The sequence below is a fragment of the Polynucleobacter sp. JS-Polo-80-F4 genome (genome assembly GCF_018881965.1).
Lineage (GTDB): Bacteria > Pseudomonadota > Gammaproteobacteria > Burkholderiales > Burkholderiaceae > Polynucleobacter.
Genome location: NZ_JACVPI010000001.1, coordinates 1,672,237 through 1,692,692, shown reverse-complemented (window position 1 = coordinate 1,692,692; position 20,456 = coordinate 1,672,237). Strand labels below are relative to the sequence as shown.

21 protein-coding genes and 1 tRNA gene are annotated in these 20,456 nt (G+C 45.0%); 7 read left to right on the top strand and 15 right to left on the bottom strand.

The window, feature by feature from the left end; all coding sequences use genetic code 11:
• The 10 genes from ICN20_RS08655 to ICN20_RS08610 all read right to left on the bottom strand — a co-directional run bounded on the left by ICN20_RS08655 (nt 1) and on the right by ICN20_RS08610 (nt 11,387).
• Nucleotides 1-351, bottom strand: coding sequence for a MerR family transcriptional regulator (locus ICN20_RS08655; protein ID WP_216190180.1), 351 nt, complete (start codon nt 349-351; stop codon nt 1-3).
• Nucleotides 329-652, bottom strand: a complete 324-nt coding sequence (locus tag ICN20_RS08650) for an integration host factor subunit alpha (protein ID WP_215392528.1) — start codon at nt 650-652, stop codon at nt 329-331. The genes ICN20_RS08655 and ICN20_RS08650 overlap by 23 nt, the downstream gene beginning before the upstream one ends.
• Before the next feature lie 53 nt (nt 653-705).
• Entirely contained in the window at nt 706-3,162 is a 2,457-nt protein-coding gene (gene pheT / locus ICN20_RS08645) for a phenylalanine--tRNA ligase subunit beta (RefSeq protein WP_216239598.1), read from the bottom strand.
• A gap of 30 nt (nt 3,163-3,192) precedes the next feature.
• A complete protein-coding gene (gene pheS / locus ICN20_RS08640; protein ID WP_216239597.1) occupies nt 3,193-4,239 on the bottom strand; it encodes a phenylalanine--tRNA ligase subunit alpha in 1,047 nt (348 codons plus the stop codon).
• Between the two features lie 23 nt (nt 4,240-4,262).
• Nucleotides 4,263-4,628, bottom strand: coding sequence for a 50S ribosomal protein L20 (rplT, locus tag ICN20_RS08635; protein ID WP_011902675.1), 366 nt, complete (start codon nt 4,626-4,628; stop codon nt 4,263-4,265).
• A 25-nt stretch (nt 4,629-4,653) separates the two neighbouring features.
• Nucleotides 4,654-4,851 carry a 50S ribosomal protein L35 gene (gene rpmI / locus ICN20_RS08630; protein WP_011902674.1) on the bottom strand — a complete coding sequence of 66 codons (198 nt, stop codon included), beginning with the start codon at nt 4,849-4,851 and terminating at the stop codon, nt 4,654-4,656.
• A 127-nt stretch (nt 4,852-4,978) separates the two neighbouring features.
• A complete protein-coding gene (infC, locus tag ICN20_RS08625; protein WP_216153784.1) occupies nt 4,979-5,503 on the bottom strand; it encodes a translation initiation factor IF-3 in 525 nt (174 codons plus the stop codon).
• 42 nt (nt 5,504-5,545) lie between these two features.
• Nucleotides 5,546-7,468, bottom strand: a complete 1,923-nt coding sequence (gene thrS, locus ICN20_RS08620; protein WP_216239596.1) for a threonine--tRNA ligase — start codon at nt 7,466-7,468, stop codon at nt 5,546-5,548.
• A 131-nt stretch (nt 7,469-7,599) separates the two neighbouring features.
• Nucleotides 7,600-7,676: transfer RNA gene (locus ICN20_RS08615), tRNA-Val, on the bottom strand.
• A 72-nt stretch (nt 7,677-7,748) separates the two neighbouring features.
• Nucleotides 7,749-11,387, bottom strand: coding sequence for a tetratricopeptide repeat protein (locus tag ICN20_RS08610; RefSeq protein ID WP_216239590.1), 3,639 nt, complete (start codon nt 11,385-11,387; stop codon nt 7,749-7,751).
• A gap of 133 nt (nt 11,388-11,520) precedes the next feature.
• On the opposite strand from ICN20_RS08610, the gene ICN20_RS08605 reads away from it, so the two are divergent.
• Both ICN20_RS08605 and ICN20_RS08600 read left to right on the top strand, forming a co-directional pair.
• Complete coding sequence (locus tag ICN20_RS08605; protein WP_216239588.1) at nt 11,521-12,060, top strand: DUF350 domain-containing protein; 540 nt, start codon at nt 11,521-11,523, stop codon at nt 12,058-12,060.
• 1 nt (nt 12,061) lies between these two features.
• Nucleotides 12,062-12,814, top strand: a complete 753-nt coding sequence (locus ICN20_RS08600) for a hypothetical protein (protein ID WP_216239586.1) — start codon at nt 12,062-12,064, stop codon at nt 12,812-12,814.
• A gap of 20 nt (nt 12,815-12,834) precedes the next feature.
• Here ICN20_RS08600 and ICN20_RS08595 read toward each other — a convergent pair whose 3' ends face one another.
• The 5 genes from ICN20_RS08595 to ICN20_RS08575 all read right to left on the bottom strand — a co-directional run bounded on the left by ICN20_RS08595 (nt 12,835) and on the right by ICN20_RS08575 (nt 15,422).
• Nucleotides 12,835-13,743, bottom strand: a complete 909-nt coding sequence (locus tag ICN20_RS08595) for a tetratricopeptide repeat protein (RefSeq protein ID WP_216239585.1) — start codon at nt 13,741-13,743, stop codon at nt 12,835-12,837.
• 24 nt (nt 13,744-13,767) lie between these two features.
• On the bottom strand, nt 13,768-14,196 hold the full coding sequence (locus ICN20_RS08590) for a surface-adhesin E family protein (RefSeq protein WP_216239583.1): 429 nt from the start codon (nt 14,194-14,196) through the stop codon (nt 13,768-13,770).
• Nucleotides 14,197-14,246: 50 nt separating this feature from the next.
• Complete coding sequence (locus ICN20_RS08585; protein WP_216239581.1) at nt 14,247-14,636, bottom strand: hypothetical protein; 390 nt, start codon at nt 14,634-14,636, stop codon at nt 14,247-14,249.
• Nucleotides 14,618-14,911, bottom strand: a complete 294-nt coding sequence (locus ICN20_RS08580) for a hypothetical protein (protein WP_216239579.1) — start codon at nt 14,909-14,911, stop codon at nt 14,618-14,620. The genes ICN20_RS08585 and ICN20_RS08580 overlap by 19 nt, the downstream gene beginning before the upstream one ends.
• A gap of 64 nt (nt 14,912-14,975) precedes the next feature.
• Nucleotides 14,976-15,422, bottom strand: coding sequence for a hypothetical protein (locus ICN20_RS08575; protein WP_216239578.1), 447 nt, complete (start codon nt 15,420-15,422; stop codon nt 14,976-14,978).
• Between the two features lie 211 nt (nt 15,423-15,633).
• Here ICN20_RS08575 and ICN20_RS08570 point away from each other — a divergent pair, with 211 nt between their 5' ends.
• The 5 genes from ICN20_RS08570 to ICN20_RS08550 all read left to right on the top strand — a co-directional run bounded on the left by ICN20_RS08570 (nt 15,634) and on the right by ICN20_RS08550 (nt 20,441).
• Entirely contained in the window at nt 15,634-16,134 is a 501-nt protein-coding gene (locus ICN20_RS08570; protein ID WP_216239577.1) for a hypothetical protein, read from the top strand.
• 47 nt (nt 16,135-16,181) lie between these two features.
• Nucleotides 16,182-18,101, top strand: a complete 1,920-nt coding sequence (locus tag ICN20_RS08565) for an AAA family ATPase (RefSeq protein WP_216239576.1) — start codon at nt 16,182-16,184, stop codon at nt 18,099-18,101.
• A gap of 23 nt (nt 18,102-18,124) precedes the next feature.
• On the top strand, nt 18,125-18,295 hold the full coding sequence (locus tag ICN20_RS08560) for a hypothetical protein (protein WP_216239575.1): 171 nt from the start codon (nt 18,125-18,127) through the stop codon (nt 18,293-18,295).
• Between the two features lie 40 nt (nt 18,296-18,335).
• On the top strand, nt 18,336-20,168 hold the full coding sequence (locus ICN20_RS08555) for a hypothetical protein (protein ID WP_216239574.1): 1,833 nt from the start codon (nt 18,336-18,338) through the stop codon (nt 20,166-20,168).
• A 114-nt stretch (nt 20,169-20,282) separates the two neighbouring features.
• Nucleotides 20,283-20,441: a hypothetical protein gene (locus tag ICN20_RS08550; protein ID WP_216239573.1), complete on the top strand. Its 159-nt coding sequence runs from the start codon at nt 20,283-20,285 to the stop codon at nt 20,439-20,441.
• Nucleotides 20,442-20,456 lie beyond the last annotated feature (15 nt).

Here is a 20,456-nt window from a genome sequence, read left to right as displayed (position 1 = left end):
CTATTTGGAGAGAATCTGCAGGACGGCTTGCAATTCTTCACGCAGACGTAGGTCGCCACGGGCCTCTTCAAGGCGATTGCGGGCACCACTGATCGTAAAGCCCTCTTCATAAAGAAGTGAGCGAATTTTTCTAATCAAGACTACTTCGTGGTGCTGGTAATAACGACGGTTACCACGACGCTTTTGTGGGCTGAGTTGTGAAAACTCTTGCTCCCAATAACGCAGTACGTGTGAACGCACGCCGCAAAGATCAGCAACTTCACCAATAGTGAAATAACGCTTAGCGGGTATCGGGGGAAGTTGAGAGCTCAGCAGTGCCGAGCTGGCATCAAACTCGGTTTTCTCGAGCATGTGACTCCACTACATCTTTAAGCTTTTGACTTGCGTGAAAAGTAACTACGCGTCTAGCAGCAATCGGAATCATTTGACCTGTCTTTGGATTTCGGCCAGGACGAGCCGATTTATTACGCAATTGAAAATTACCAAAACCAGAGATCTTCACTTCTACACCAGCCTCAAGAGATTGGCCAATACGATCAAAGAATGCATCGATCATATCTTTTGCTTCGCGCTTATTAAGCCCGACTTGATCAAAAAGAGCTTCGGATAGCTCATTCTTGGTAACGGTGTCGTTAGAAATCAATTCAGTCATTGCTTGTCTCTTTGGTAACTAATTAATTATTTGATTTGTGCCTAATATTAAACCTAGCGCAAACGGGCTGCGCACTTTTTCTCAACTGCGCCCAATAAAGCAGCCATTACTGCGTCAATTTGGGGATCCTGCAATGTTTCATTAGGGTTTAGGAGGGTGACTCGGAAAGCTAAACTCTTCTCATCGTCAGCCATACTGTTTGAACCTGCTTTAGGCCTGAACTCATCAAAGAGTTCAATATTACGCACGAAATTTTGCTTGCTAGCAGCCATTGCATCCAATAAAGATTGTGCAGAAACGGTTTGCTTCACCACTAAAGCTAAGTCACGTTGTACCGCAGGGAATTTGCTCAATTCCTCAGGCACAGGCAAGCCAAGCTCACGAATCGGATCCAAATCCAACTCAAATAGGACTGGCGCTTGTGGCAACTCATACGCTTGTTGCAAACCAGGATGCAATTCACCAATCCAACCAATTGCAATATTGGACTTACCAGCTTTTAATAAAACTTGAGCTGAGCGGCCTGGATGTAACGCGGGATGCTGTGCAGCTTCAGTTACAAAATGTAGTGGATCTAACACCCGCTCAAGATCACCCTTGATATCAAAGAAATCTACCGCACGGGTTGCATTAGCCCATTGCTCAGGCACAAATGATCCATAAGCAAGACCACCAATTTTTTGGGGCTGATGAAAGCCAGCAACTTTGCCAGCCTCTTCCAAGACATGGGTATCGCGTTTGAATACACGACCAGCCTCAAACAGGCGCACACGCCCTGCACCTCGGTTCAAATTGGCCTTGAGGTTAGTTAGCAAGCCACCCCATAAGGTACTGCGCATAACGCCATACTGATTTGCGATTGGGTTCAGAACCTTAATCAGGTCCTGCTCTTGCGCGCCCGCGAGACGCTGCTCACTTTCGAGGTCAGTGAAGCCAAAGTTCACTGCTTCTTGATAACCCTGTAAAGCAAAGCGCTGACGTAGCAAATGAATGCCACGCTTCGCTTCCGCTTTAGCGCTCATCTTGAGTGAGGCTACTGGCGGTTGATCGGGAATATTCTCGAAGCCATACATGCGTGCGACTTCTTCAATTAAATCTTCTTCAATTTCAATATCAAAGCGATAACTTGGAGGCGTAACAACAAACGTATCACCCTCTTGCTTAAATTCAAAACCAAGGCGCTTGAAAACATCGCCAACAATCTCGGTTGTGAGCGGAATACCAATCACTTTTTCCGCTCTAGCCAAGCGCATCTTGACTGGCTTACGCTCAGGAACATTCAATACCTGATCATCTACTGGGCCTGCTTGACCACCGCAAATCTCAATAATTAAGGCGCTGAGATACTCTAAGCAGTTAACCGTATTTTGTGGATCTACGCCGCGTTCAAAGCGATGCGCTGCATCTGTGCTGAAGTTAAAGCGACGGGCACGGCCCTGAATTGCGGAGGGCAACCAATAAGCAGCCTCTACATAGATATTCTTGGTGTCATCAGATACAGCACAGTGATTTCCGCCCATGATGCCGGCAAGTGCTACTGGACCATTTTGATCAGCAACCACACCAGCATCTTGCATCTTGCCTGCAGAGTCTGGACCCTGCAAAGTCACAGTCTGACCATTTAATAATTCGAGCGTTTCGCCTGATATAGCCCAGCGAACGGTGATATCGCCATTTAACTTATCGATATCAAATACGTGGGTAGGTTGACCCATCTCTAACATCACATAGTTAGAAAGATCCACCAAGGCGGAAATGCTTCTTTGTCCTGCGCGACTTAAACGTTGCACGATCCATTCGGGCGTTTTGGCTTGTGGATTTACGCCACGAATCACACGACCAGCGAAACGACCGCAAAGCTCTTTGCTTTCAACAGTCACTTTGCGCTGATCTTGAATGCTTACCGCTGGTGGAGTCCACTTTGGAGCACAGAGTACAGCCCCAGTGATCGCAGAGACTTCTCTTGCCATCCCCATTAATGAAAGGCAATCTGCTTTATTCGGCGTTAACTTAATAACAAAGATTTGATCATCCAAATCTAGATATTCACGAATATCTTTTCCAACTGGGGCATCCGCAGGTAGCTCGAGAATGCCTTCATGATCATCACCGAGACCTAGCTCGCGACCTGAGCACAACATGCCTTGGCTTTCAACGCCACGCAGCTTGCCCACCTTGATCATGAATGGCTTGCCGCCCGCTTCAGCAGGAGGTAACTCAGCCCCAACCATGGCGCAAGGAATCTTAATGCCGGCACGCGCATTAGGCGCACCACAAACGATTTGTAATTCTTGACCTGTACCAGCATCTACTTTGCAAACACGCAAACGGTCTGCGTCGGGATGTTGCTCAGCAGAAAGAATCTGCGCAATCACTATCTTAGTAAATGCTGGAGCCACTGAATGTTGCTCTTCAACTTCTAAACCGGCCATTGTCATTGCATGACCTAGCGCATCACTATCAAGCGATGGGTTTACATACTGACGAAGCCAAGATTCAGAAAATTGCATAGCGCGATCTAAGATTAAGTATTGATAATGTTATGCAGGGAACTGCGCTAAGAAACGAAGATCGTTTTCAAAGAAGAGGCGTAAGTCATCAACACCGTAACGCAACATTGTTAAACGCTCTAAACCAGAACCAAAGGCAAAGCCGGTGTAGCGCTCTGGATCAATACCCATGTTACGCAATACATTTGGATGAACCTGCCCTGCTCCAGAGATCTCTAACCAACGACCAGCAAGCTTTCCGCTACCAAAGGCCATATCAATCTCAGCTGATGGCTCAGTGAATGGGAAATAGGAAGGACGGAAACGCACTTGCAATTCATTCGTTTCAAAGAAGGTTCTCAAGAAATCGGTGTAGACCCCTTTGAGATCAGCAAAAGAAACTGTTTCTGCAATCCAAAGACCTTCAACCTGATGGAACATTGGCGAATGCGTTGCATCGCTGTCTACACGATAGGTTCTGCCAGGCGCAATCACTTTGATTGGCGGCATGACATCGGCATCAGCATATTTCTTTACATGCTCGCTCGCATAGCGAACCTGAATCGGGCTGGTATGCGTACGTAATAGCAAAGGCTTCTCATTGGAATCTTTGCCATCGATATAAAACGTATCCTGCATTGAGCGTGCGGGATGATTCTCAGGACTGTTTAAGGCGGTGAAATTAAACCAATCGGTTTCAATTTCAGGGCCATCTGCTACATCAAAACCGATTGAGCGGAAGATCTCTTCTACGCGCTCCCAGGTGCGCATCACAGGATGCAGACTACCTACTATCTGGCCACGGCCAGGCAAGGAAACGTCGATAGACTCCGCCGCAAGACGTTGCATCAACACAGCATCAGCCAAAGCTTGGCGACGCTCTTGTAATGCAGCTTCTACTTGAGTTTTGATTTGATTAATTTGGGCGCCAGCACTCTTGCGCTCCTCAGGCGACATTCCACCAAGCGCTTTTAAACGCTCAGTGAGAACACCTGACTTACCGAGATACTTGGCTTTCGCGTCCTCTAGAGCTGCCGCATCGGCAGCTCCGAGGAAATCACGTTTAGCATCCTCGACAATGTGGTCGAGAGAAACCATTGCAGCTTAGTTTAGAAAACTAATTAAGCTGCAGCGTTTACTACGGATTTGATCCGAGTAACCAAAGCAGCAAAAGCCGCTTTGTCAGCAATGGCCATATCAGAAAGCACTTTGCGGTCGAGTTCGATCGCAGCTTTCTTCATACCATTCATGAATACGCTATAGGTCATGTCATGCTGACGTACTGCCGCGTTGATACGAGCAATCCACAAAGCGCGGAATACACGTTTCTTATTGCGACGGTCACGATATGCATATTGACCAGCACGCATAACCGCTTGCTTAGCAATACGGAATACGTTCTTACGACGGCCACGGTAACCTGTAGCGGCATCGGTGATTTTCTTATGACGGGCTCTTGCTGTAACCCCACGTTTGACTCTTGGCATTTAATTCTCCTAATCTAGTCTGAGGTTAAGCGTATGGAAGCATGGAGCGAATTGACTTAACGTCAGCTTTCGCAACTTCTGTGGAACCACGGAGGTGACGCTTATTCTTTGTGGTCTTCTTAGTGAGGATGTGGCGTTTGAAAGCCTGTCCTCGTTTAATCGTTCCGCCTGCGCGAACCGTGAAGCGCTTTTTAGCGCTACTCTTGCTCTTCATCTTGGGCATAAAGCACCCCTTCAATTACTTGTGCAACATAGGTGGTAACCGACGGTTACGCTTCCTGTACCTAGAAGCACTTCAAACTACCGGCACCTTTCAGTGCCTCCCTACATAAGAACCAGGTAGAACCTAGTTACTTAGCCTTACGGATGGGGGCCAATACCATCACCATCTGGCGGCCTTCCATCTTTGGAAACTGTTCGACTTGACCAAACTCAACGAGGTCCAACTTCAAACGCTCCAACATTCTGACTCCGATTTCTTGGTGAGCCATTTCACGACCCCGAAACCGCAGCGTAATCTTTGTCTTATCGCCATCTTCTAAAAAGCGGATTAGATTGCGTAACTTCACACCGTAGTCACCATCATCAGTACCAGGGCGGAACTTTACTTCCTTCACCTGAATTACTTTTTGCTTCAGCTTCGCTTCATGCATCCGCTTAGCTTCTTGGTATTTGAATTTGCCGAAGTCCATGATCCGGACTACAGGTGGCACAGCCGTCGGAGCAATTTCAACCAGGTCGGTTTCTTTCTCTTCTGCCAAAGCCAAGGCTTCACTCAACTTAACTACACCGATGGGCTCTCCATCAATTCCAATCAAACGCACTTCAGGAGCAGTAATTTCCCGGTTAATGCGCTGCAATTTTTCAGTAGCGATCTTCTTAATTCCTATAAAAAAACAATAAAAACCGTTCTAACCCTAGCTAGGCTCGGGTCCGACTTTTTGGGATATATCCTGCTGGAGTCGGGCAACGAAGGCATCAAGAGGCATTACACCTAAATCCACTCCGCCACGGGCACGAACGGCCACCGTATTACTTTCAGACTCTTTATCACCTACAACTAGCAAAAATGGGATCTTCTGTAATGCGTGCTCGCGTATTTTATACGTAATTTTCTCGTTCCGCAAATCGGATTCGACTCTAAACCCTTGTTTTTTCAGCAATTGCTGCACTTGTTGTGCATATGCAGCAGAATTTCCGGAGATATTGAGCACTACAGCCTGGGTTGGAGCCAGCCAAACTGGCATGTTTCCAGCATGATTTTCGATCAAAATACCGATAAAACGCTCTAAAGAGCCCACAATTGCCCTATGGAGCATGACCGGGGTCTTACGGCTATTGTCTTCAGCCACATATTCGGCACCCAAACGGGCAGGCATTGAGAAATCCACCTGAATCGTGCCGCACTGCCAGGTACGCCCAATGGAGTCCTTGAGGTGGTATTCGATCTTCGGACCGTAAAAAGCACCTTCGCCTGGTAACTCTTCCCATTCCTGACCGGATGCCTTTAAAGCGCCACGAAGGGCTTCTTCTGCTTTATCCCAAATGGCATCATCGCCCACGCGCTTGGCTGGTCGCAAAGCCAGCTTGACGGCCACTTCGGTAAAGCCAAAATCTTGATAAACGGCACGCACTGCTTTATCAAAGTTAGCGACTTCAGACTGAATTTGATCTTCTGTACAGAAAATATGACCATCGTCTTGTGTGAATCCGCGCACACGCATCAAACCATGCAATGCACCGGATGGTTCATTGCGGTGGCATTGTCCAAACTCACCAAAACGTAATGGCAACTCACGATAACTGTGCAAACCAGAGTTATAAATTTGTACGTGTCCTGGGCAGTTCATCGGCTTTAATGCATAAGCACGATTCTCCGACTCAGTCGTAAACATATTCTCTTTGTAGTTTTCCCAGTGGCCAGACTTCTCCCAAAGCGCACGATCCAAAATCTGTGGTGCCTTGACTTCTTGATAGCCTTCTTGCTGATACACGCGACGCATGTATTGTTCAACCTCTTGCCAGATTGACCAGCCCTTTGGATGCCAGAAAATTAAACCTGGCGCCTCTTCCTGGAAATGGAATAAATCAAGTTGCTTACCAAGGCGACGGTGGTCGCGCTTCTCAGACTCTTCAAGCATATGCAAGTAAGCGTCTTGATCTTCTTTGCGTAGCCAGGCAGTACCGTAGATACGCTGTAACATCTCATTCTTGCTATCGCCACGCCAGTAAGCCCCAGCAAGCTTCATCAGCTTGAATACCTTGAGCTTGCCGGTGGATGGCACGTGTGGGCCACGGCATAAATCAGTGAACTTGCCCTCTGCATATAAGGACACATCTTCATCCTGAGGAATACTGGCAATCAATTCTGCTTTGTAGTTTTCGCCCTGCTTCTTGAAAAACTCTACCGCGTCATCGCGTGGCATCACAGTGCGGGTTACCGGCTCATCTTTTTTAGCGAGCTCAGTCATTTTCTTTTCTAAAGCAACTAAGTCATCTGGAGTAAATGGACGGTGATATGAGAAGTCATAGTAAAAACCATTCTCGATCACTGGGCCAATCGTTACTTGCGCTTCTGGAAATAATTCTTTTACAGCGTAAGCCAATAAGTGAGCAGTGGAGTGACGCACAATCTCCAGCGCCTCTGGACTCTTGTCAGTAATGATTGCGAGTTGACTATCTTTATCGATTACAAAGCTGGTATCGACCATCTTGCCATCGACTATGCCGCCTAAAGCGGCTTTCGCAAGACCGCTACCGATGCTTTGCGCAACATCCGCTACGCGAACTGGTGCCTCAAACTCACGTTTTGATCCATCGGGCAGAGTAACTACAAGCATGACGACTCCATCTTATTAACTACATTTCACTTAATACATCGCCCCAAAAAGAAAGCGCGGTAGCTTTTGGGCATCCGCGCCTCTTTGAAAGCCGAATAAATACCTCGGCGCTTCTTTTGGGTCTTATTCGTTGGTAGGCTCGATTGGACTCGAACCAACGACCCCCACCATGTCAAGGTGGTGCTCTAACCAGCTGAGCTACGAGCCTAATGCCGGAATTTTACCCTATTGATGAAATTTGGCGATTTTCATAATCACTAGCAGCGTAGACTCAGACCGTCTATTTTCCGTTTAAGGCGTTTAATTTTTCAACAAGCTTCTCAAGCTTAGGCAAATCGTCCGAATCATTGGCTTTTGCTAGCAATAAGGCTTGATCCAGGAGCGGTCGGGCCGCCACGCCATTCCCTTGAATGATCAAGAGATTGGCCAGGTTTTTCAGGGGGCTGATATTTTCAGCCGAATGCTTACCATGGCATTTCTGGGTAATTTTCAGGGCTTCGTTGAGATATTTCTCAGATTGATCAAATCTGCGTGTAGTTAGATAAAGCCTGCCAAGTCGCTCACTCAAAATTCCCGTAAGATCAGCAGACTCACCATAGTGCGAAGAAGATAAGCGATAAGCCCTTAAATAAAGCTCCTCGGCAGATTGATATTGTTTATCTCTCTCATCAATGTCAGCCAAACGCGCTAGACAATTAATGATCTGAATACTCTCCAAACCAAAGTTCTTTTCAATGATTCTATAAATTTCCTGATAGATTTTTTTGGCTTGCTCGAATTGCTCTAAATTTTCTTCTGCATCGGCAATAGCAAACATAACGGGGCATAAATGAGGGCTATCGACCCCCACCCTAATTTGCTTAATTTCCAGAGCGCGCCTGTAGTATTTCAGGGCAGTATCAGTGACATCCGTAAAGTTATTGGAGTAGAAGTTTCCGACGTTAAACATACAGTCAGCGGTAATATATCCCTCGTCTCCGTAGATCCGCTGCGCCATCTCAAGAGACTCTAAGTAATATTTTTCCGCTAGGTCAAGATCATCCTCTTGATCATAGATTGACGCTAAAAAGGAGAGGCAAACTGCTGTAATACGATGCTCACCCAGCATATCTTGACATATACGGTAGGCGCGTAAAATCAGCGGCTTTCTCTCAACTGGATCATATAGAAGTGAGGCAATATTGATGAGTAGCCGCGCGGTCTCTGCGTTATTCTCACCAAAAACTCGTTCGCAAATCTGCAATGCCCTGCGACATAGCTCGACACCCTCCTTCTCCATGCCAAGCTTTGGCAGTAATAAGCCAAGATTTGAAATAGGCAACAAGATGTCTGAAGAATATGGACCTAGCAAATCCTCATAAATTTGAATGGACTGCCTAAAATACTGAACCGCTTCATCAAGTTTTCCTGCTTTCTCGAGAGCGCTAGCAAGATTATTCAAACTTAATGCATACCAAGAACTCTGAGCACCATAAATCTGACGGTAGCGCGCCAAACAGTCTTGATGTAATGCTATGGCACTCTCAAACTCACTCATAGCCTCTTGTATGTTGGCCAGATTATTTCTAGCCGTTACAGTATCGGGATGAGAATTTCCCAATAGCTTGCTGCGCATTTCAATGGTTGCCTTAGTCAATGCACTTGCTTTAATGTAATCACTTGCACCGTAATACATAGTGCTAAGGCAATTGGTTAACTCAGCTACTTGCAGACTTGTTTTGCCAAATATTTTCTCAGCCTGCTTTAAAAGTTTTTCAATGAACTTCCGTGCTTTGTCGTACTGAGATTCTGCAATTAAGAGATCGCCAATTAATATACCTGCCTTAAAGTATTCCGGATGCTTGGCACCCAGGGTTTCCTGAATTAATTGGAGTGCCAACTCACCAAATTGAAGGGCCACTCCATGCAAACTTGAATACCTTAAAAAGTCGGCCACTCCATATATTAACCTCGCATCATCTACGCTACCTTTGATCAGCTTCCATTTGCGTAATAATTTTTTGATCTCACCATCTATACGGCAATCAAGTTGCTTTTGGACATCTAACCAGTAAGCCAAGATTTCACTTCGATCTTTACGCCTTAGTAAGTAATCGAACACGCCCTTATCAACTAAACACTTCCTCAAACTATCCCACTCCTCTGCACGCTGCCATTGGTAGGGCTCTTCTTCTGCTCTTCTTGCGTCTGCTATTTGTTTTTGGAAGTACTTCGCTAAATCAATGTGGGCTTGTTTTTGGAGCTGCTTGGTTTTGAGGAATCTGTCTTTGACTGCTATACGCATGTAGTCATGTGCAAAGGTGATCTTGCCATTGGACTCTAAAAGACATTCATCTAGGGCATTGCGGATCGGAGCCCAGGTTGCTGGTTTGAGTCCTACGATGGCTAAGATTTCTTTTTCAGTCAGACCTGCTCGCGCAGCCCAGATCGATTGCATGGCAAGTTGCACTGCTTGTTTGCCGCTATCACCTTCAACGCGTTTGAGCACCCGCTCGAACAGATCATCAATGGTTTTACTGGTGAGGTAGTGCTTTAAGCGCTTTTGCAACTCTTCATGGACTCCAAACAAGCGTAGCTCTTCAGCCAAGGTTCGGATGAACAGTGGGTTATTGGATAAGGGGTGCGCTAAGGCTTGTTTGAGCAAGTCTGGGGCTAAGGTTTTGTTGTACTTAGCAAGGTAAGTAACTAAAAGGTTCTTACGCTCGGCGCTTGTTAGAGGCTTTACTTGGATGGTGTGCCAACGCTGTTTTTTATCCACCTTGGTCAGCAATGCCGCATTCACCTCCCCGGGAAGAGTAGAGATCATCAAGGTAATGTGAGGCGGTAGATGTTGCGGTAGCCAACGTAGATCCTGCAATTGCGTCAGACTATTTAAAGAGTCCAGTGCGATCACCCAACTCGTCTTGCGCTTGCCAGCATAGGCGCTCGCTGCTGCCAGCCAAGCAGGCAAGCTGTCATACAGTTTTTGGGGATCACCTGCAACTTCTTCATTACTGCCAGTAATGCGCTTAATGGTCTCAATAAGGCGTCTTACTAATACCGCTGGGTCGGCTGAGTCAGTGCTAGCCCCTAAGTAGTACTCAAAGACCAGGTGTTTGGGGTGTTTAGCTCGGTAGCTTTGCAGCCAGTTGGCTATTAACGCGCTCTTACCGCCACCTGAAGAGCCAACAATGAGGATCTTGCTCTCTTTGTTTTGAACTGCTTTACCAAGTGCAGCGAGGTATTTTTCGCCACCAAGATAGAGTCTTCTTCTGGGGGCAGCATATGACTCATGCTTGAGTCCTTCCCTGGTATAGGCATCAGGAACACTGCTGGCAGGGAACTCTTTATCCAATAGTTTCCAGAGGTCTTTTTCAAGGCGCTTGGCAAAGGCCTCTGGGTTCTGATAGCGCACTACCGGGAAGCGGTGTTTACTAATGCGTGCTTTGAGCTTTTGTTGGCGCTCGTGATCTGCTGGCGACTCAGGTAAATAAACCCCACCCTTTTGCTTGGCATAGCTTGATGATCTGAAGTAAAACAGCGCCCTGCCAGCCATCTTGGGATTATTAAGAACTCCATGGAGCATCTCGAGTTCGGTAACACTTTTGCCACCACGGTGACTATCTAACCAAGGTTGGCGCTCGACCAAGTCAGGAGCATACGCATCTTTGGGAGGGATCCAGCCATAGCGATCACCTAACATCCCTACAAAGAAAGGTCTGGCCCTGTCGATCTCCGCCAGACAAATGGGTAACACTTCACCCCGTTCTGCCTGCTGCACTGTAATGCCCCAGCGAAGATCAACGTCAACCAACTCGACAAAGCGATCTTTAAGCTTAGCCCGCAAATTAGGAAAGACTTTACGTACCAATAAATCACGCTCTTCCCCGTAATCCCTAAAGGTCGAAGATAAGAAGATGCGGATAGAGCGGTTTTGCATGGGGAAACCCTAGTATTTAATACTGTTTCTGAATTCTATAGGTAATTTATAAAGATTTTCTACTTCCAGGAACTTTACGATTTGGATACACTGCTCACTATTAAGCCCATCCAAACTGGATGGCACGCAAATTATGAATGGAGATTTAACAATGGATTACCTTGCATTAGCATCTGGAGCTGTCTATCTCATCGTATCCCTCATTGTCTCCATAGCCGCACTGATGATGACCTGTTGGGTAATGTCTAACATTAGCTCCAAAAGATTTCATCTAAACAATGGCCTTAAGAACAGGAGCATTTCAAACGCCATTTGCTTTGTTGGATATATCTTGGCGATGACGATCATGATGAAAAATTCCATGTCATCGGGCATCACTTATTTACAAGCCTTTATTCATGCGGATGATCCACAGTTTGCTGACGTGCTCATTTCCATGGGTTTAATTGGGTTGCAGTTTTTGGTTTCTTTTGTACTCTCTATTTTGAGTCTAATCATTTCACTGGAAATTTATTCCAGAATTACAGCAGAGCTAGATGAGATTGCCGAAATTGAGAATGGCAATATTGCAGTAGCGCTGGTATTTACTGCAGTCATTATCTCTACCGCAACCTTTCTTGCACCCGGCATTGAAATGGTTACCAGCACAATAGTTCCCCTAACAATTCATTAGCATGAAAAAGTATTCTCTTTTGACGGCGCTTCTTTGCCTTTGGGCAGGTAGCTGCTATGCCCAATTGAGGGATTATGGGACAGCCCGAACCCTCACTGGCACCGTTTTCGTCTATAACATTTTCATTGCGGAGCCTGGCAACCCCTGGAAGATGAATGAGAAGAAGTCCATGCTCAAAAAGTCTGAGCTTGCCCATAAATGGCTTATTCAGCGCGCTGCAAAGCTTGGGAAGCCCCTTACCTTCATTGAAGAAAGCAATATCAACAGTCGAGATGTCATCGTCGCAAAAATTCCAGGGTACGGTAACTACAGCAGCAATATTGTTAATGATGCCGTCAAGCTATCCGGATTTAAATCCAATAGGCAGTTTAAGAAATGGGCTCAAGATCACGTGGCCTTTGATTCGATACTGGTCGCCGTCTATGCCAATAAATCTGGCCGATCCTATGCGGAACCCTCCTCGAAAGATATTGAGGGATTTTTGGTTTACAAAACTTTTGAAGGGTCTTACGAGACTGCCTCAACCATTGCACATGAAACCTTGCATTGCTTTGGCGCCATAGATCTTTACAGCGATCCAACTTTTTCTTTGCAATACAACCAAAATGCTGAGCGCGCTAATCAGCTTTGGCCAAACGACATCATGCATGAGGTGCCATATTCTTTTTCTAGTGTGAGACTAGGTCCTTTATCAAGCTGGCTAGTGGGTATAGGCAATCACGACCCTGCTTTTGATAGATTCAAGCCAAGGTAGACTAAGACCAAAAACAGGTTTTAGTCATACGGGCGATTGAACTGAGAGATTAACTCTCTTTTCTTCTGCTTAGCTAACCTTATGTCTACTCTAGACATATTTCCCGCAAGAGATCGTTTTATTTGTCTAACCTCATCCCGATAAAACTCACTGCCCGCTATGTCAGCCCAGCAATACGACAACACTTTATCGATAGGAATGTTGCCTTCACTATAAATATCACTTAACTCGAGCATGGCTTCCTCATCAAATTGATGGGCAGCCTGTGTCAGCCAATAAATTGCGTGCTCCATGTTTTTTTCAATGCCCATACCATGGCGATATAAATGCCCAACCATATATTGCCCATCCGAATTCGCATCCTTAGCCGCCAACATATACCAACTAAATGCGCTTTTAAGGTTAAGCCTAACGAGCCCACCCTCAAAATAGAGATCACCCAGTATATTTCGAGCAAAGTTACTACCTAAGTAAGCGGCTTTTTTGTACCACCAAATAGGATTGCTGGGATAACCCAGAGCATTTCTATCTGAAACTAATAGATCACCAATCGAAATTAAGCATTCTTCGGAGCCTAGCTGGCTGCCCACCAAAAAATACTGGGCGGCTTTAGCTAAATCTCGCTCAACTAAAGTGCCTGCTGAATGTAAACGTCCCAATGCATAGATAGCATCTAGGTTTTGCTGTGCTGCGCTCAGCCCATAGAAATGTAAAGCTCGGTCAATATCAGCGCTGACATATTGTCCGATCTCATACAAAAAGCCTAAGGCGTATTGGGCATCGCGATTGGCACCCTCACAAGAAAGCTCTAGATATTCCAGTACCTTTTTGGGGTCATGCTGGACATCACGCCCAAAACGAAATTGATTGCTGAGGTCGTAATAATGTTGGGCTAGGACAGAATCGATCTCTGACTCACTGGATGACATCGTATTTTTAAAGCGAGAAACTAATCAGTTTATGCAGAGTTTTTTAGTTGCTTGAATAAGAGGCGCCATATCCGATGTTGGTGAACTTTCTTTCCAAGGCAGACTGTCTGGCTTCTCAGTAACCCAATACACAAGTTGTCCACGACCATCGGCTTGTGAATGGTAGGCTAGGTCAGATATTGCATAGGATGACTTTGCACATTTCACAATGACCGTCATAGCTACAGAAAGGTAGTTTTGCTTTACGCCCTGCTTGTCAGTAATCGATTGATTGCTTTGATAGTTCTTTAATGCGGATATATATAACCAACCATTCTGCATTTGAACTTTAGAGGGCTGGTAATAATTAACATTTTCTGGAGTCTCGGAGTATTTAACCCATTGAGCCAGAGCATTTGAAGACAAGAATACAGCCGATGATGCGAGAACAAAGCGAAGCCAGCGATTTGACATGAAATTCGATCTTAAAAGAGTGCTGCTAACGAAAATAAAGGTAGTAATAACTACTTAAGCCTAATCTCTGAAGACGTGTCTAAATTTGATAGGCAGCTCGTCATCATGCCAACATTACTAAAGACTCCAGGACGCGTTTCAATAAAAACGTAAGCCAAGTCGACTGACTTATCTTTACCATTAGTCACGAAATAATATTCGCTGTAATTAGCATCAACCCGCTTCTTTTTTATACCGCTAACATTGAAGGGGCCTCGGGGCTCATTATCACCACAGGTTTTGCAGTACTCCACATAACGCTTACCGGTAAATTGACCTGAATCTGCTAATTGGTCCATGCGCGCTGAAACATTTGGCGCAACCCAAGCGCACTGATCAGCAAGAGCCCCCGCACTAATGAGAGACGCGATACATGCAAGGGCTAGTCTTTTATTTCCCATTTTGGGTTGTTCTCATTTTGAGGTTGTACAGCGTCATTCTGTCGAGTTGTCGGCACAGAAACTGGGGGTGAACTAGTTTGAGTCTGCGTTTGAGTTTGAGTTTGGGTCGCAGGCGGATTTGAAGTGCTTGAGTCATTGCTCTTCCCGCAAAATGCCATACCAATCACCACTAATATGATTAAGCCTACAAGTCCACCGCAGCCACTTCCAGGAGGGGTATCCGAAGATTTACCAGTGTAATTTCCATCTGCATCGTAGTTATATCGATCCGTCACGTAACTCTCCTATGCGCATTTGTGGTCTTAAAAATGAATATCATATAGAACTTATTTGCTAAATTTATGGCTTTAAAACTAACTCAGTCGAAATATTGGTTGCCGGGCATCCAATTAATTTAGAAAGGTTATAAAAATGACCGGGCGAGGTTTCAATATAGATGTTGGCGGCATCTAGACCAGCCCCTGAGTTGAACTTAAAGAACCAGGAAATATTGGTGACGGGCTGATAAACAACCCGCTCAATCCTGAAGGGTCCGCTAACTTCAGTCGAAATACAGTTTTTACAATAATGGGCATAGCGTTTACCCTCAAGACTCAAGCGTTTCATAGCATTTACGCTACCTTCGGTAATGGCCTGGCATTGACCAGCCTTATAGGCTAGCTGGGGATCAACCTTGGTTGCATAGACGCCGTCAATATAGTCAATCGGTTTTCTAGGGGAGCCGCAAGAAGCTAGTAGCAGCAATAAAGCTAACCCACAAAGACTCCTTAGACCACTTACACGCATATACCGCCCCTAGCTCTTTCTGTTTTATCCCTTTTTATGGAATACGAACCCATATGGACAAGCCAAAACAAGTTGGATATTCTTCTAAAAATCATAGGTAAGATCCTAAATTAGAGGGAGATTCTAGTAAAGCATTTTTAATAGCTTTTGACTCTGAAGTTAGCGAAATGTGCAGTGGATCAACTAAAAACTATAGAAATTGAGTTAATTAATGGCTATCTGGCGAGTAAAAACGTATTACCGCAAATCCTGCGAGCAAATAGAATACTTTTATCACAAAGATATTGAAGGAGAGCTTGTAGTAGGCATAGGCTTTCGCTCCTGCGAATACGATATCGTCACCAGTGATCAGAATCCCCCTGAATTTGAATTTGGGCTTGTCCCAGGCGGCGATGGCAAAAAAGATAGTATTGATTTAAATAATTGCCTTACTGGAAATATTAAGTCGAGCGAGCTCTTTGCAATGCTGGATGGTGGGCACTGGCTCAACATGGACTACCCAGAGAGCATGAGTAAGTCAGACCAAAAACGTCTTCATAAAATAGTTGAGAAGAATGGATCCTATTCCCTTGAAGATTCCAAGGGATGGACTTTAGATAGAACTGAAGTTTGGGTATGGGGACCAATTCAAATATCCAACGATAAAGGTGAAGTCGTACGCATCATTGCTGCAGACGACAAAGGCAATGTGATTGATCATGTTGAAGATTAATGCTTGCTTTACCCAACAACGAACATCCAGAAAACGGTAACTAGACTATGAGTACATGCCAGTTATGTGGCTACGAAAATCGGGCTGGAGCGGCCTATTGCAAGAATTGCAAATCCGCGATTGCTGATCCGGCAGTAACCAAAAAGACCTTAGCGCTGCATATTGCCGATGAAGTTGCGGCTAGCTACAAGCAACACAAGGTGTCTATTGGAAAACCAGGGCTTTATTTAATTGAGTCAAGATTTGCCAATTTTGACCATGAGTTTGCGGATGCTCTTGCGGAGTTACTAAATCTATCCAGAAAACTACTTGAATCCAAGTCAGCGCAGGATAAATACCCTGGCTATGTTTTTAGCGAACTGTTAGATAAAAATGAATTTGATAGTAAGACTGCCCCAGACTTTGACGAAATCATCGGTCTTGTGAACCAGGGGAAAGATGTCTTTATTGTTCAACATGATCTCGAGGCCATTAATTCTAGATATCGAGATCTAGCTATTGGCATCATTAGCATTCCACGATTTACCCAAGCAAGCCTGCAAAAGGCATGTCAGATATTCTTCAAACACCAAGTAAATCAAAGTGAAGATTTGGCATGGTCCAGATTCCTGGCGCCAGAAGACTTTTTAATCAACGCCAAAGTCAAGGATGCCCCGCTCCCCCACATCCACGAATCACTTAGCCATCGATTGGCTAAGTATCAATGTAAGGATGCTCGCAATCTAGAAGAGCTTTATGCTTTTGGAGAGGCGCGAGACTGGGCTTTTGACTGGAGCAAGGATGTTAAAGAGATCCTCGCAGGCAAAACCAATCTGAAATGGGGCGACCTTGAGCGCGGAATATTGCTGGTCGGCAAGCATGGGATGGGGAAATTGGATTTTGCGAAGGCAGTCGCTAAAGCGTCAGGCATTCATCTCATTGAGTGCTCCATCGAGGAACTTAGCTCTGGAGATATTAAGGATTACCTTAAAGCTCGCTTAAAAGAAGCCAAGACACTCTCGCCTGCCATTTTGTATGTTCATACCGCCGTAGCCGATCTAGACTCCACCCCCTTCCTATTTGATAGCTTTGATGAGGATGAGCCTGTATTCATTCTGATGGCGCGCAATAAAAATAAAGTGCCTGACAGCCTTATTAGGGCAAAGCGCATTGAAAGGGTGTTTGAGATCCCCTACCCGACGGCAAGAATCTTGAAGGAGGTATACAAACCGCTTCTTCAAGCGGTGAACTGCGAGCTAACTTCGGCAGAGCTTGATCAATTAGCCAATAGCTCGCAAGGCTATGTTGGTTCATTAGCCAGAGCTGAACAAATAGTCAGGTCCGCTAAAAGACAGGCTCGCAGAAAAAATCAGTCCATTACTCTGATGGATCTGATTGATCAAATCTATGAAATCCCAACCAACTCTGCTCGTACCTTACCGGTAGACAAAATTAGAGATACGGCGTTTCATGAGGCAGGACATGCAGCAATGATGCTGCTAACCAACCGAGGTCAAAAGAACATCACCTATCTATCGGTGGTGCCAAAAGATGATTATTTGGGATTCACCAGCTATTGCTTTGACGAAGACGATCCAGATGAGACCCAAAATAATCTCCTGGAGACCATTCGCGTCAAACTGGGTGGACGTGCTGCCGAAGAAATCCATATGGGGCCCGATGGCATTTCAACTGGGCCAAGCTCAGATTTAGAATCCGCTACCAATGTAGCCGCCTATATGCTGACCTCATGTGGCTTTGGGCCAAATGGCTCTCTCGTATCATGGGAGCCGGATTTATCGAGAAACGATGAACTGCGCAAGCAGATCGATGATCTCCTCAAATCCCAATACAAGGCAACTGTGGATACCCTAAGTCAAAACTGGCAACTCGTTGAAAACCTAGTAGCGGCGGTAATGAAGTCTGAAGAAATTACAGGCAATGAGATGCGGGAAATTTATCAGAATTTTTTAAGTCAAAAAAAGTAACCTTACATTGAAAGCAAATTGTCATGTACAGAATCATTAAAAACATTGGTAAAAATAAGACTACAGAAGTAGAGTTAACCCAAGAAGAATACGATGTTATTTTTGATGGTCTAGTTGAGTTAAGAGAGAGAAAAATTGAACCCGAAAAGGCTCAAGCCGTCATCACCAAGCTAAAACCGCTCATATTCCCTTAAACTTGGATATTCCAAATAACATCGATAGGAATTAAATCAAATGCTAGATGCCAGCGCATTCCTATTAGATATTGATGGCAAGGTGCCTCTTATTTTTGGCTCCATCGGTCATAGAGATTGCATCCCCGAAGATCTTGCAAGTGGCGCTGAGAAAATTAAAGAAGTGCTGAAGGGATATCGACAGCGGTTTACAGATACACCATTCATATTTATATGCCCACTCGCTGAAGGGGCTGACATTACAGCCGCAGAAGCAGCTATCTCAATACACGATCCCTTTTTACATCTATTACCAATACTTCCTTTTGAGGCAATACGCTATCGAGAAACAATTTCCCAAGAATGGCAGAGTCGCTTCGATAGACTAATGAGTCAGCCTAGGCGGCTACCTGAAATTATTGTTTCCGATGAAACAGCTGCCAACCATGTAAGCATTGAAAGAATGTATCAAAAGGCCGGCGAATTCGTGGCAATTAACTCACATGTGTTGTTCGCCCTCAAGGACAACTGGGGTACAAAGGAACGCTTCGTTGGCGGTACAGCCGATATTATTCATTTCCGCAGAAATGGCTGCACCAATCCACATGATCTGAGCATTAGCAATATTCGATGCGCTGAAGAAGGCTATCTCTACGAGATACGGGTCAGGCGCACGCAGCATCCTCATGAGGATTTGGAAATAGACTACTGCTATAGCACTCCTAGGCATGAACGCCATAATCTAGAGTCCAAAATCAATGCAAATCCTATTGTTAAAGACTCCAATAGGATTGGAAAATCTTGGCTCAAAAACCTACTAGAGACAATTCTTGACCAACAAAGTCATCTTCATGACCCAGACCTCATTGCATTTGAAACCAATGCACTAAATAAGGCCCTCAATAATGAGGAATTAATTCTTGAGGGCGCTCACTCACATATAAATCACTCTTCCCTGCACGCCAAAAGATTGGACAATATTGCCTCCTCTCTTAAAAATACCTACACCAAATTTCATTTATACCCAGCCTTTGTTATCGCCATACTTATTGCGCTACTTGAAACATTTGATTCTTTTGTTGGCGAAACTAACATTGAACTGCTTGGCGGGATTCCGCTAGAACATGTCACAAAGATCATCAAATTCACCCTGATCTCAAGTCTTTTCATCATCGGAATTAGCGAGCTCATTAATCGCTATAAGCATCGCTTTGAATCTACACGCGCAGCAGCTGAAGCAATGAAGGTTCAGGGCTATTGGGTTGATCTGGGTATAAAAGAGTCTGCTGCCGACTACTTATTGGCTGCCCAAATTGGCGATAGCTCCTGGGTAAGACGAACAGCAAGATCTGTGGCAGTACTCGATACCCCATTGGCCCAGGCCAATCAATCTATGTCAGCCGAACGAATGATGAAGAACATTCATTCAATCCAACGGGGCTGGATTGCCGATCAAATTACCTTCTTCGAAGATCGCATCAAGGGTTTTGAAAATAAACTTCATATCCTTAGAAAAATTGCTTATTTATGTTTATTTCTGGGCATTAGCTCCTACATTTTGAGTCATGAGTTTATTGCCAAGTACCTTCATGCCCATTTGGAATTAGGTAATTTCTACTTACTATTTTTTCTTCTTTTTGGTCTTGCAAAAGGTTTTACTGAGATTCAGGCATACGAAGTATTAGTAAAGCGTTATACGGCCTCAAAACATATTTTTGAGCAAGTTGATCGGGTCTATCAAGAGCTTCTGAAGGATAAAGCCCCAATGGCACCAGAAACAATGAAGCGCTTCAGAGACCTCTTCCAAATGCTTGGAGTATCAGTGCTTGAGGAAAACTCTGATTGGTATGTCATGAATAGCCGCCTGAAATTTAAATCCCCCCAAGGCGGGTGATCCCCAAAACAGCTAAATTTTGCCCTCACACAGCATATAAAATATATTTATTGACAGCGGATATTTTGATTATCAGAATGTGCAGATTGTTAACCAACAAGTAAGAGGAACACCATGGATATGCAAAATTATTTAGTCACAATGTCCTATAACGTTGATGGCAGCGGCTCATCAATGGGTATCAATGTAAACGCCTATAGTGAAGTTCATGCTTGTGAAGTTGCTAAGTCGCAATACCCCGATATGTATCCACTCTGCGCAGAACGCACCTAAACGCGGGATGTTTGC